General features: G+C 65.9%; 12 protein-coding genes and 3 tRNA genes. 4 read left to right on the top strand and 11 right to left on the bottom strand.

Features of this window, described 5'->3' with window-relative positions; genetic code table 11:
* Positions 1–42: 42 nt before the first annotated feature.
* Genes mmsB through ACLQ7E_RS07380 form a run of 3 tightly spaced genes read right to left on the bottom strand, consistent with a single transcriptional unit; the run spans position 43 to position 3,562 of the window.
* Positions 43–969: a 3-hydroxyisobutyrate dehydrogenase gene (gene mmsB / locus ACLQ7E_RS07390; RefSeq protein WP_411731927.1), complete on the bottom strand. Its 927-nt coding sequence runs from the start codon at positions 967–969 to the stop codon at positions 43–45.
* 14 nt (positions 970–983) lie between these two features.
* Positions 984–2,057 (bottom strand): enoyl-CoA hydratase/isomerase family protein, encoded by a 1,074-nt coding sequence (locus ACLQ7E_RS07385; RefSeq protein ID WP_411731926.1) that lies wholly within the window; start codon positions 2,055–2,057, stop codon positions 984–986.
* A 5-nt stretch (positions 2,058–2,062) separates the two neighbouring features.
* Positions 2,063–3,562 carry a CoA-acylating methylmalonate-semialdehyde dehydrogenase gene (locus ACLQ7E_RS07380; RefSeq protein ID WP_411731925.1) on the bottom strand — a complete coding sequence of 500 codons (1,500 nt, stop codon included), beginning with the start codon at positions 3,560–3,562 and terminating at the stop codon, positions 2,063–2,065.
* A gap of 239 nt (positions 3,563–3,801) precedes the next feature.
* Here ACLQ7E_RS07380 and ACLQ7E_RS07375 point away from each other — a divergent pair, with 239 nt between their 5' ends.
* Together ACLQ7E_RS07375 and ACLQ7E_RS07370 are read left to right on the top strand one after the other, a co-directional pair.
* Entirely contained in the window at positions 3,802–4,605 is an 804-nt protein-coding gene (locus tag ACLQ7E_RS07375) for an exodeoxyribonuclease III (RefSeq protein WP_411731924.1), read from the top strand.
* Between the two features lie 3 nt (positions 4,606–4,608).
* Positions 4,609–5,460 (top strand): hypothetical protein, encoded by an 852-nt coding sequence (locus tag ACLQ7E_RS07370; RefSeq protein WP_411731923.1) that lies wholly within the window; start codon positions 4,609–4,611, stop codon positions 5,458–5,460.
* Between the two features lie 12 nt (positions 5,461–5,472).
* Here ACLQ7E_RS07370 and ACLQ7E_RS07365 read toward each other — a convergent pair whose 3' ends face one another.
* From ACLQ7E_RS07365 to ACLQ7E_RS07330, 8 genes are all read right to left on the bottom strand, one after another.
* Positions 5,473–6,087, bottom strand: a complete 615-nt coding sequence (locus tag ACLQ7E_RS07365; RefSeq protein WP_411731922.1) for a hypothetical protein — start codon at positions 6,085–6,087, stop codon at positions 5,473–5,475.
* Positions 6,084–6,659: a hypothetical protein gene (locus ACLQ7E_RS07360; RefSeq protein ID WP_411731921.1), complete on the bottom strand. Its 576-nt coding sequence runs from the start codon at positions 6,657–6,659 to the stop codon at positions 6,084–6,086. Before ACLQ7E_RS07360 ends, ACLQ7E_RS07365 begins: the two co-directional genes overlap by 4 nt.
* Complete coding sequence (locus ACLQ7E_RS07355; protein WP_411731920.1) at positions 6,659–7,024, bottom strand: hypothetical protein; 366 nt, start codon at positions 7,022–7,024, stop codon at positions 6,659–6,661. The genes ACLQ7E_RS07360 and ACLQ7E_RS07355 overlap by 1 nt, the downstream gene beginning before the upstream one ends.
* Positions 7,021–7,212, bottom strand: a complete 192-nt coding sequence (locus ACLQ7E_RS07350; protein ID WP_411731919.1) for a hypothetical protein — start codon at positions 7,210–7,212, stop codon at positions 7,021–7,023. The genes ACLQ7E_RS07355 and ACLQ7E_RS07350 overlap by 4 nt, the downstream gene beginning before the upstream one ends.
* Positions 7,209–7,646: an Asp23/Gls24 family envelope stress response protein gene (locus tag ACLQ7E_RS07345; protein WP_411731918.1), complete on the bottom strand. Its 438-nt coding sequence runs from the start codon at positions 7,644–7,646 to the stop codon at positions 7,209–7,211. Before ACLQ7E_RS07345 ends, ACLQ7E_RS07350 begins: the two co-directional genes overlap by 4 nt.
* A gap of 212 nt (positions 7,647–7,858) precedes the next feature.
* Positions 7,859–7,934: transfer RNA gene (locus ACLQ7E_RS07340), tRNA-Phe, on the bottom strand.
* A 55-nt stretch (positions 7,935–7,989) separates the two neighbouring features.
* Positions 7,990–8,063, bottom strand: a tRNA-Asp gene (locus tag ACLQ7E_RS07335).
* A gap of 80 nt (positions 8,064–8,143) precedes the next feature.
* Positions 8,144–8,216, bottom strand: a tRNA-Glu gene (locus ACLQ7E_RS07330).
* A gap of 195 nt (positions 8,217–8,411) precedes the next feature.
* On the opposite strand from ACLQ7E_RS07330, the gene ACLQ7E_RS07325 reads away from it, so the two are divergent.
* Both ACLQ7E_RS07325 and ACLQ7E_RS07320 read left to right on the top strand, forming a co-directional pair.
* A complete protein-coding gene (locus ACLQ7E_RS07325) occupies positions 8,412–8,771 on the top strand; it encodes a metallopeptidase family protein (protein ID WP_411731917.1) in 360 nt (119 codons plus the stop codon).
* Positions 8,772–9,379: 608 nt separating this feature from the next.
* Positions 9,380–10,996 carry an NlpC/P60 family protein gene (locus ACLQ7E_RS07320; protein WP_411731916.1) on the top strand — a complete coding sequence of 539 codons (1,617 nt, stop codon included), beginning with the start codon at positions 9,380–9,382 and terminating at the stop codon, positions 10,994–10,996.
* Positions 10,997–11,221: the final 225 nt, after the last annotated feature.

Here is an 11,221-nt window from a genome sequence, read left to right as displayed (position 1 = left end):
GTCTTGCCGCGGGCACCCACAGCTTTTGGGACGTCTCTTTGCCTAGCTTGCCGACTTGTCCCTGATCTCGGTGATGATGCCGGAGAAGTCTCGTCCCGCACCGCCCTCGTCGGCGAACTTGCGGTAGATCTGCGCGGCCAGCGGGCCCAGTTGCGCGGCAACCCCCGCATTCTCCACGGCGTTCAGCGCCAGTCCCAGGTCCTTGGCCATCAGTGCACCGGCAAAACCGGGCGTGTAGTCGCGGTTGGCCGGAGAGGTGGGCACGGGCCCGGGGACCGGGCAATTGGTGGTCACCGACCAGCATTGGCCCGAGGCCGTGGAAATCACGTCGAACAGGGCCTGGTGGGACAGCCCCAGCTTTTCGCCCAGCACGAAGGCCTCGGCGGCACCGATCATGGAGATGCCCAGGAGCATGTTGTTGCAGATCTTCGCGGCCTGGCCGGCCCCGTGACCGCCGCAGTGCACCAGCTTCTTGCCCATGACTTCCAGCAGCGGGGTGATGTGCCCGAGGTCTGCCGCCTCGGCGCCGATCATGAACGTCAGCGTCCCGGCCTCGGCGCCGACCACGCCGCCGGAAACCGGGGCGTCGGCGGAGCGGTGCCCGGCCGCCAGCGCCAGCTGTGCCGCCTCGCGGGCCTGGGCCACGTCGATGGTGGAGCAGTCGAGGAACAGGGTGTTCGGCGGGGCGCTTTCCAGCAGCCCGGGTTCGCCGACGCCGCGATAGGCATCGAGCAAGATGGCCCCGGAGGGGAACATCGTGAGCACGATGCGCGCGCCGGTGGCCGCCTCGATGGCCGAGCCAGCACAGGGCACGCCCGCCTTCACTGCTGCGTCCACGGCCGCGGGGACGACGTCGAAGCCCACCACGTCGAAGCCGGCCTTGATGAGGTTCACGGCCATGGGCTCGCCCATGTGCCCGAGTCCCAGGAATGCTATCCGGCCCGCGGAGGCGGGCGATTTTTCAGACATGTTTTCCTCCAGCGTTATTCGACCGCGTCGCTCAGGGCGCGTGGATTGAGTTTGAGTTCGCGTTCCCCGAGCGAGGCAAAGCACGCGTCGATATCGTCCTGTTGCACCTGGGCCAGGGTGGCGGGATTCCACGCCGGGGCGTAGTCCTTGTCGATGACCTGGGCGCGGATCCCCTCGGGAAAGTCGCTGGACCCGAGCAGGCGCAGCCCGACCCGGTATTCCTGCTCCAACGCCTCTTCGAGGGACCCCAGGTCCCTGGCGCGGCGCAGCGAGGCCAGGGTGAGCTTCAGTGCAGTCGGTGATTTCTTCGCCAGCGTCGTCACCGCGTACTCGGCCTCCGAGTTGCCCGCGCCGGCGAGTTCCTGTAGCGCGGAAACGATGTCTTCGACCTCCTTCTGTGCATAGGTCTCATCCAGCCATGGTCGCCAGGCCTCAAGGTTCGAGGCAGGGACGGGAAGGACGAACCCCGGCAGCGCCTCGTCAACCGGCGTCCGTTCAAGTTCGGCGAAGAGCTCCTCGGCGCGGGCAAAGTCGATGAGGTGGTCGGCGAGCCCCAGGTAGAGCACCTCGGCCGCGCCCAGGTGCTCGCCGGTGAGCGCGGCATGGGTGCCTGTCTCCCCTGGGGCGCGGGAGAGCAGGTAGCTTCCGCCGACGTCCGGGACGAAGCCGATGGTGGTTTCGGGCATTCCGCTGCGGGTCCGGGTGGTGACCAGCCGGTGGCTGCCGTGAGCGGATATCCCGACTCCCCCGCCCAGCACCAGCCCGTCCATGTAGGCGATGTAGGGCTTGGGATAGGCGTTGATCAGGGAATTCAGCCGGTACTCGGTCGCCCAAAAATCCTCGGTCTCGGTGCCGCCTGCCGCGATGTCGCGGTGGATCGCCACGACGTCGCCGCCGGCGCACAGCCCGCGTTCCCCGGACCCGCGCACCAGCACCTGGCTCACCGCCGGGTCGGTTGCCCAGGCGCCGAGGGTCTCGAGCATCGTTGCCGCCATGCCGGCAGTCAGGGCATTGACGGCGCGCGGCCGGTTCAACGTGATCACGCCGAGGGTGCCCCGGACTTCGGAAAGGATCTGTGCCTCATCCACGTTGATTAGCTGCCTTCCGGCATCACGAAGCTGGCGCCCTCGCGGATGCCCGAGGGCCAGCGCGTGGTGACGGTCTTGGTCTTGGTGTAGAAACGGAAGGCGTCGGCTCCGTGCTGGTTCAGGTCCCCGAAGCCCGAGGCCTTCCATCCGCCGAAGGTGTAGTAGGCGATCGGCACGGGGATGGGCACATTGACCCCGACCATGCCGACCTGGACGCGCGAGGTGAAGTTCCGCGCGGTGTCGCCGTCGCGGGTGTAGATGGAGACGCCGTTGCCGAACTCGTGTTCCGAGGGCAGGCGCAGGGCCTCCTCGTAGTCCTTGGCCCGCACCACGCAGAGCACCGGACCGAAGATCTCTTCCTTGTAGATCCGCATGTTTTCGGTGACGTTGTCAAAGAGGGTGGGGCCGACCCAGAATCCGTCTTCGTGGCCCGGGACGCTCAGCCCTCGCCCGTCGACCAGCAGCGAGGCCCCTTCATCGACGCCGACCTGGATGTAGTCCTCGATGCGTTCCTTGGCGCTTTGGGCCACGACCGGCCCGAAGTCGGATTCCTTGTCCATGCCGTCGCCGACCTTGAGCCCGGCCACGCGTTCCTTCAGCTTGGACACCAGGGCGTCGGCAGTGGCCTCGCCGACCGGGATGGCCACCGAGATGGCCATGCAGCGTTCGCCGGCCGATCCGTATCCGGCGCCCATCAGGGCATCGGCAACCATTTCCAGGTCCGCGTCGGGCATGATGACCATGTGGTTCTTGGCGCCGCCGAAGCACTGGGCGCGCTTGCCGTTGGCTGCGGCGGTGGCGTAGATGCTTTGGGCGATCGGGGTCGAGCCCACGAAGCCGATGGCCTTCACGCGCGGGTCCTCGAGCAGCGCATCGACCGCCTCCTTGTCCCCGTTCACGACGTTGAAGACGCCGTCCGGGAGCCCGGCCTCGGTGAAGAGCTCGGCCAGCCGCAGCGGCACGGAGGGATCGCGCTCGGAGGGCTTGAGGATGTAGGAGTTGCCCGCGGCCAGCGCCGGGCCGGCCTTCCACAGCGGGATCATGGCGGGGAAGTTGAACGGGGTGATTCCGGCAACCACGCCCAGCGGCTGGCGCAGGGAGTGTACGTCGATGTCGGTTCCGGCATTGTCGGAGAATTCGCCCTTGAGCAGGTGCGGGGCGGCGGCACAGAACTCGATGACCTCGAGCCCGCGCTGGATGTCCCCCTTTGAATCGGGAAAGGTCTTGCCGTGTTCGCTGGTCAGCAGCGCCGCCAGTTCGTCCATGTTTGCGTAGACGAGCTCGACGAACTTGTTCAGGATGCGGGCCCGGCGCTGGGGATTGGTCTGCCCCCATTCGACCTGCGCGGCCTCGGCGATCGCGATGGCGCCACGGACCTCGTCGGCGGAGGCCAGCGGAAGCCTGGACTGCACGGCCCCGGTGGAGGGGTTGTACACATCGGAGAAGCGGCCGGAGGTTCCCTTGGCGTGGGCGCCGCCCACGTAATGGGTCAGTTCGCGGGTCATGTGATTGGTGCTCCTAAGCAAGATTCGCCTGAACGCGGCAGCGGCCTGTGATGCGCACCACGCCTGTTAACCAAAAATATACTCGGACTTCCTACTAAATTGCTAGGTCTTGCCGCACCCGGCCGCCACCCATGGCCGCACACGGCCCGTGCGCCGCGGCATGGAACCGCTTTCGCCTAGGCGGCAAACCGCTGACGCCCAAAACTGACCGTCGTGATGAGAGTTGATAGGTTGGGAGGGTGAAGATTGCTACTTGGAACGTGAATTCCCTTCGTGCCCGTGCCGACCGCGTCGAGGACTGGCTGCGCCGCTCCGACGTCGATGTCCTGGCGATCCAGGAAACCAAGTGCAAGGACGAGAACTTTCCGTGGGAATTGTTTGAGAACAACGACTACGAGGTCGCCCACTTCGGCCTCAGCCAGTGGAACGGCGTTGCCATCGCCTCCCGAGTGGGCCTGGACGATGTCGAGCGCACCTTCGTTGACCAGCCCGCCTTCGGCAAGGGCGGCAAGGATCCCGTCCAGGAGGCGCGCGCTATCGCCGCAACCTGCGGCGGGGTCCGCATCTGGAGCCTGTACGTGCCCAACGGGCGCGCCTTGGAAGACGAGCACATGCCCTACAAGCTCTCCTGGCTGGAGAACCTCAACAAGCAGGCGGCCGGCTGGCTGGCCGAAAACCCCGAGGCCCAGGTCGCCTTGATGGGCGACTGGAACATCGCCCCGCGCGACGAGGACGTCTGGGACATTGATTTCTTCCGCGACAACAACATGACGCACGTGTCTTCTGACGAGCGGGCGGCCTTCGAGGCCTTCCTCGAAACGGGCTTCGCCGATGTGGTGCGCCCGTACACCGACACCCCCAAAACCTACACCTACTGGGACTACACCCAGCTGCGCTTCCCCAAGAACGAGGGCATGCGCATTGACTTCACCTTGGCCTCCCCCGCACTGGCGGCCAGGGTTCTCGGGGCCAGCATCGACCGCGAGGAACGCAAGGGCAAGGGCGCCTCGGACCACACCCCGGTGATCGTGGAGCTGAGCTAGCCCATGGTCCAGGTCAGCGGTGCCAACCGGAGGGCCCTCCCGCCGACCTCTTACCTGCGCGTCTTCGAGCCCCTGCGGGCCTTTTCGGATGCCGACCAATTGGTCGCCATGGCCACCGGGAGGGTCAACCGCGAGGCCCTGGAGGATGCGAACGCGGCCGCGGCACTCCAGCGATTGACCCGGCCGCTGTCCGACCCGTTCCCGCACCTGCACCAGGAGGTTTTCCGCAAGCTGGTCACCACGTCCTGGGACGGGACCGTCAGCACCCTGTACTGCCCGGACCAGCTGGCCACCCGCACCATCCTCGCCTCGGAACAGCTTGACGGGACCATGCGCCCCCAGCTGCTGGAACTGCTGGTTCCCGACGCGGCCCGGGCGGCAAACGCGCTGCGCGTGGACCGGCAACGTTTCACCGACGACCTGGCCCACCTGCATACGCGCACCGCGACCTGGGGCATCCCGTTTGGCTGGCTGATCCTGGTGCACGAGGACGACGAGGTGGATGTCATCGAGGACGGGGAGGAACTTCTCGCCAGCCGGATCTACACGCCCCTGAACCAGGCGCTGGACCGGGTCCGCTATGCGGCGGCGACCCTTGCCATCCACGCGCCGGAGATGGACCTGCTGGACGAGCTTGCGGCGCTGAGCGAATGGCTGCAGCTCTTTGACAAGGAATCAATGGTCGAACTCGACTACGGGCGCATTGCCGCGCTCGTCTGGCCCGACGATTCGCCCCACGACCTGCGCCTGGGCATCGAGTCACTGGCTGAATCCGACCTGACCGGCGCCGCGGCGTCCTACCGCCGGCTCTCGAACCGGTGGCTGGCGGTCCGCCAGCTCGCGCGGGCCAACTAGGCCCGACCGCGGTTACAGGACGCGCTCGCTCCGCGCGAAGCGGGAGCGCGTGCCCACCGCCAGGTAGACGACCACGGGCCCGGTGACACCCAGGGCGGTCTGGGTCAGCCGAGCGGCCCGGGCGACATCTCGGCCCAGGGCCCCGGGTGCCGTGCCCTTTCGCGGCTGGACCTTGATGCGCAGCCCGGCCTCGGGTTCCAGCTCCCAGACGCTGACATGGATCGAGATGACGTCGCCGCGCCTGCCCAGGAAATGCCGGAGCGCCTGTTCCACCGCGCCCTGGGAAATTTCCACCCGGCCCGGCATGGGCTCGTCGGCGAAATACCTCGAGACGTAGTCGCCGCCGCGCCCCCTGCCCTGGACGGCAATCCACCAGAGCATCAGCAGGATGACGCAAATCAGCAGCGCGGCAATGAGGATCCACAGCCAGGAGTCCTTTTGCCCCGGCAACGTGGTGGCCGCCAGTACCCTTTCGAACCACAAGCCCACGTCCGTTGCGAGAACCCGCCAGCCGCGGCCGTAGCCCGGGGAGAAGGCAGCCAGAGCCAGGTGCAGGCCGCCGACCAGCAGCAACAGGCCCAGGACGGTGAGCATGATCCGGTTCAGGAGTCGGGGGGTCCGGTTCATTGGCCGATCACCCCGCGCGCGGCAACCCTGATGAAGACCCGCGGGGCCGGCTCGACCAGGTTGGTGCGAAGCTCGTCCTCCAGCCCGGCCACGACCATGGCCGGGTCGATGGGCGTGCCGGACGTCGGACTGAGCTGCACGTCAACACGTTCACGGTGCACCGTGACCAGCGCCTGGCCCTGGCCCACGCCGGCGTCCGCGCGGGCCCGGCGGGCCAACCCGGCCGCCAGCACCTGGTCATCGACGATGAGAACCGCATCCTCGCAGGCCAACGCGTGTCGCGCGCGTCTTCCGCGGCGCACACCGTGCAGCAGCAACACCAGCCCAAAGAGCGCTGCGGCCAGGCCCATGGCACCTTGTCCCGCGGGCTCCAGGTTCCCGGGCAATGTCGAGATCCAGTGCCACCAGGTTTCCGGCGAAGCAACCATCGGCTCCTGCCCCAGCGCCTTGAGTGCCGCCTCGAAAACGGCATAAAGGCACACCAGGACGATCAGCGCGGCAACAGTGATCGTGGCCGGCGAGCGTCCGCTGGTCAATTCGCATTCCCTGATGTCGGCGTCCTGCGCACCCATCAGCGCCTCCGTCCCACGGCAGGATCCACGATGCCGGTGACCCGCACGTCCACCCGGCTGACCAGCGAGCCGGTGAGGGCGCTGAATTGCTCGCCAATACTGCCGCGCCAGGCACGGACCCGGTCAAGCACAGTCGCTTCGGGGCCTCCGGCGAGGTCGGTGAGCGGCAGCGGCAGGTGGATGGTCAGTGCCAGGTAGCCGGAGTCGTCGCGCAGGAACGCGCGCACCAGTCCCGGGTCAACGCCGAAGATCCCGGCCGCCACCGCGCGCGCGGTGCCGGTCAGCGCCTGTGCACTGACCCGTGTGTAGCCTGCCCGCGGGGGAATCCCGGAATCCCGCCGGGAGTCAAGGACCTCCTCGCTCATGACGAGGATCGTCGCCCGGTCAACGCGTCCAGGATCGCACGCATGTCGACCCGGCCGCCGGCGATTCGGGCAAGGAGGGCGCCGACGGCCATGAAGAGGGCCATGAGGAGGAACCCGCCCACCCCGTGGGCCAAGGCCGCCCACGCCAGGATGGCTCCCAGGAGCGCACCAATGAGTGTTGGTTTCATGCCGAACCTTCCGCCGTCGCGTCACGACGCTGCTCGGACCCCGCGCCGGGGACCGGAATGTGGACGTCGCCGATCTCGATATTGACCTCAATGACTTCGAGGTCGGTCAGGTCCTGGACAGCATTGAAGACCGCTTCGCGCACCGCGGTGGCCAGGTCATGGAGGCGAACCCCGTAGGTGGCGGTGAGCACAAGATCGATGGCGACCTGTCGGGTGCCCACCTGGACACTGACCCCGTGCGCAGGTTCCTGTGGCGATCCCACCGCGCCGCGCAGGGCGCCCAGCGCCCGCGAGGTCCCCAACCCCAAGGAATGGACCCCGGGAATGCCGCGGGCGGCCGCGGCGGCCACCTTCGCCACGGCAAGGTCGTTGATTCTCGTGGTTCCGCTGGCTTCAGTTTCGGGCAGGTTGTGCACCGAAAGTTCACGATCCATGGGTCCGGTCCTCTCTGCGCTCGCCTCACCATGCTCGGCGTACGCCTCCAGCCTACAGCCGAATGTGATGGACATCGCAAGAATTGGCAGGTGGGCCGGGGTTCCGCGGTGAAAGTGGACGCAATGCCCTGAGGAAACGATGGAACGGAAGCCCGGATCCGGGCTTGATTCGGTTAAAGCAAAAACCCCCTTGGAAACAAGGGGGTTTTAGATGGTGGCTCCGACCGGCGTCGATCCGGTGACCTTTCGATTTTCAGTCGAACGCTCTACCAACTGAGCTACAGAGCCTGGCATCATCAGGCTAGATGATCACCCGATCTTCCGGCGAACCGGAAAACCTAAGCGACCCTGACGGGACTTGAACCCGCGACCTCCGCCGTGACAGGGCGGCGCGCTAACCAACTGCGCTACAGGGCCTTATTCGCGAAGTCTCCCTCGCTCACAAGACAAGAACTCTACCAGAGCTTTTCGCTCGAGCAAAATCCATATTTCGTGCGTACCCCCAACGGGATTCGAACCCGTGCCGCCGCCGTGAAAGGGCGGTGTCCTAGGCCGCTAGACGATGGGGGCCAGGAACCACCGCTTCGGATTACTCCGCCGCAGTGGACTCAAATAACTATAGAGGTAAAGTTCCCACCACGCAAAACGAGACGCGAGTGACGCTCGACACGACTGCCCATGCCCCGGTTTCCCGGCCTTCACCTCGTCGAACGGCCAACCAAACGCGGCCAGGCAGTCGGTAGAGTGCAAGCCATGGGGTACGAAATGACTGACGACGAGTTTGAGCTTGTGGCGGAGAGGGCGCTGGATGAAATCCCCGAAGCCCTGCTTTCCATGATGGAGAACGTTGCCATCTTCATCGAGGATGCGTACGAGCCGTTGCCCGGCGAGGATCCCACGACCAAGTTGCTGGGGCTTTACGAGGGAACCTCGCTCACGGAACGCGACTCGGGATGGGGTGCCGGGGCCATGCCCGACCGCATCACCATTTTCAAGGACGCAATCCTTGAGATCTGCTCCACCGAGAAGCAGGTTGTCGAAGAGGTTGGGATCACGATCGTTCACGAGATTGCCCACCACTTTGGCATCGATGACGATCGACTGCACGATCTCGGGTGGGGCTAGGGCAGCGGCCCGGCAGGGAGCCGGCCCGAGAAGCCGGCGAGGCTTGGGCCGGTACCGTCCCATCCACGGCATGGTTCTCTCACCTCTTAGTTGGGGGCCGGCGACGGTCCCGCGCCGCAGGGGGGCAACGAGCCCCACCCATGGCCTCCCAACAACATTTGACTCCTCGGCCACAACGACCCTGGTGGACGGCGCCTGAAAGGAAGCACGGGAGCCCCCGCCAGCCGGGAATGCACGCCCCCAGGGTCCGTCACCAGATGTTCATCTGGACCTTCCCGACATCCAGGACGCGCGCCTGTCGCCACCAATGGCTGGCGACAACGGCCGTCTCCGGAGATGCGGCGAAGATCCCGACACTCCGTCCTGACCTATGGCGACCCGGTCTTGGCAAGGTGGGCCATTTCGAAAAGTCTCCAAAATTCCGGGTAAATTAGCGAATAATTACACCGTTGTAATTGTAGTTATTGATGTGACTGGTGTTGCCAGTGTGAATAGTTATCCCATAGGGTGCTAGAGGAAGCAGCGATCAGGCCGCACCGTTCAGGCCGTATTTCTCGCATCTGTTGCGGGACTTGCAAACCGATCGCCGAGGTAAGGGACAACAAGGCATGGCAATCAGGGAAACACTGGGCGTCGCCGCCTGCTCATTTGCATTGGCTGCCACCTGCTTCACGGGCGCGCTCCCGGCCGCAGCGGCAACACCGACGGCACCAAGCACCCTCAGTGTCGTGACGGAGCCCCACACCTCCAGCACCGTGCTCCCCACCCAGGCACAACTGCAGGCCGCAAAATCCGACCCCGAGGCGCTCAAGGCCCTGGTCGAACGGCTCGAGGCCCACATCGAATCCGGCCGCCAGGGCATCATCACCGCAGAGGCTTCTGCCCTGGATGCCCAGGACAACCTGCTGGCCGCCGACGAATTGCTCGCCGAACGCACCCAGACGGCCGCCGAAGCCGCCGCCGAAGCGGAAAAAGCCACCGAGTACCTACTCTCGAGCAAGAAGGACGTCGGGGCACTGGCCTCGGACCTGTACCGCAATGGCGGCATCAATCCCGGCGTTGTCACGTTGCTGGAAGACTCCCAGGACAACGACGTCCTGTACAAGGCCTCCACCATGGACGCACTGAGTGCCAACCGCACCCTGACCGTCAGCAACGCCGAGGACGCCGCCGCACTGTGGACCGCGTGGCAGGACTATGCCGCCGCGGCAGCCAAGGCCGCCGACGAAGCCACCGCCGCCCAGCAGACAGCAGCGGCAGAAGCCTCGTCGACGCTTTCCAGCTTCCAGGCCTCCGTTGCACCCCAGGAGAAACTCCGCGAAGAGCTCATCGGGCAACTGGCATACCTGCATGAGGTCGACGCCGCCGAGGAAGCCGAGCGCATTGCCGCCAAGGAAGCGGCCGCAGAAACCAAGAAGCTCCAGGAACTGATCGAGAACACGCCCCAAGCCGCGCCACTTGAGGTCGAGCTGAGCAAGGCGCCCGAGATCAAGCCGCTGGCCGCCCCTCCGAAGGTTCCCAACGAACGACCGCAGAACCAATCACTGGCTCCCAAGGCGTCCGCGCCCAAGGCCCCGCAGCTCACCGTAGCGATTCCGCCGAAGGAAGACCCCGAACCGGCCAAGCCCGCTCCGGTGACGCCCAAGGCCACTCCAAAGCCAACTCCTGTGCCAGAGGCTCCGAAGGAAACGGCCAAGCCGAAGCCCAAGCCGGCTCCCGAGCCCGAGGCTCCGAAGGAAACGGCCAAGCCCAAGCCCACGGTCGCACCGCAGGCCCCCAAGCAGTCCATCAAGCCCAAGCCCGAGCCGACGCCCGAGCCCACCCAGGAGCCCGAGGCTCCGCAGTCGTCCGGCAACTACAACGCGGCCTTCTCATGGGGCCGCATGACTGCCAACGACGAGTCCAAGCAGTACAGGTTCGGTGCCAATGGTCCGGACTTCTACGACTGCTCGTCCTTCACCAAGGCGGCATATGCCAAGTCCGGCATTTACCTGCCGCGGACCTCGTCACAGCAATATGCGGCCGCACCGACCAAGGTCCCGCTGAGCCAGCTGCGCCCCGGCGACCTGGTCTTCTCCTCGTCCAATGGCGGGAGTTCGTTCTACCACGTGGCTATCTACCTGGGCGGCGGACAGGTCCTTCATGCTCGCAACCCGAACAGCGGCATCTCCGTGACCCCTCTGAGCTACGTCAACAACCTGCACTCCTACGCGGGACGCTACTAAGAGACGCACCGCACCAAGAACAAATGCGTGAGGGGGGGGGGAACACAAAATTTTTGGACCCCCCCCACCCATTTTAGGGGGGGAAAAATTTTCGGGTGGCAACGCCCTCACGCATTTGTTCTTGGTGCGGTGTGTCTCTTAGTAGCGTCCCGCGTAGGAGTGCAGGTTGTTGACGTGGCTCAGAGGGGGCATGGAGATGCCGCTGTTCGGGTTGCGAGCATGAAG

Origin of the sequence: Paeniglutamicibacter sp. (genome assembly GCF_046714615.1) — a bacterium.
Taxonomy (GTDB): domain Bacteria; phylum Actinomycetota; class Actinomycetes; order Actinomycetales; family Micrococcaceae; genus Paeniglutamicibacter.
The sequence above is the reverse complement of the archived record's forward strand: the minus strand, read 5'-3'. Positions and strand labels throughout refer to the sequence as shown.

What these genes read in the sequence shown, in the direction of transcription:
- ACLQ7E_RS07360 (WP_411731921.1), bottom strand. Translation starts at nt 6,659, where the DNA reads ATGGGTGCGCAGGACGCCGACATCAGGGAATGCGAATTGACCAGCGGA.
- ACLQ7E_RS07325 (WP_411731917.1), top strand. Translation starts at nt 8,412, where the DNA reads ATGACTGACGACGAGTTTGAGCTTGTGGCGGAGAGGGCGCTGGATGAA.
- ACLQ7E_RS07320 (WP_411731916.1), top strand. Translation starts at nt 9,380, where the DNA reads ATGGCAATCAGGGAAACACTGGGCGTCGCCGCCTGCTCATTTGCATTG.
- ACLQ7E_RS07380 (WP_411731925.1), bottom strand. Translation starts at nt 3,562, where the DNA reads ATGACCCGCGAACTGACCCATTACGTGGGCGGCGCCCACGCCAAGGGA.
- ACLQ7E_RS07350 (WP_411731919.1), bottom strand. Translation starts at nt 7,212, where the DNA reads ATGAAACCAACACTCATTGGTGCGCTCCTGGGAGCCATCCTGGCGTGG.
- ACLQ7E_RS07370 (WP_411731923.1), top strand. Translation starts at nt 4,609, where the DNA reads ATGGTCCAGGTCAGCGGTGCCAACCGGAGGGCCCTCCCGCCGACCTCT.
- mmsB (WP_411731927.1), bottom strand. Translation starts at nt 969, where the DNA reads ATGTCTGAAAAATCGCCCGCCTCCGCGGGCCGGATAGCATTCCTGGGA.
- ACLQ7E_RS07345 (WP_411731918.1), bottom strand. Translation starts at nt 7,646, where the DNA reads ATGGATCGTGAACTTTCGGTGCACAACCTGCCCGAAACTGAAGCCAGC.
- ACLQ7E_RS07365 (WP_411731922.1), bottom strand. Translation starts at nt 6,087, where the DNA reads ATGAACCGGACCCCCCGACTCCTGAACCGGATCATGCTCACCGTCCTG.
- ACLQ7E_RS07355 (WP_411731920.1), bottom strand. Translation starts at nt 7,024, where the DNA reads ATGAGCGAGGAGGTCCTTGACTCCCGGCGGGATTCCGGGATTCCCCCG.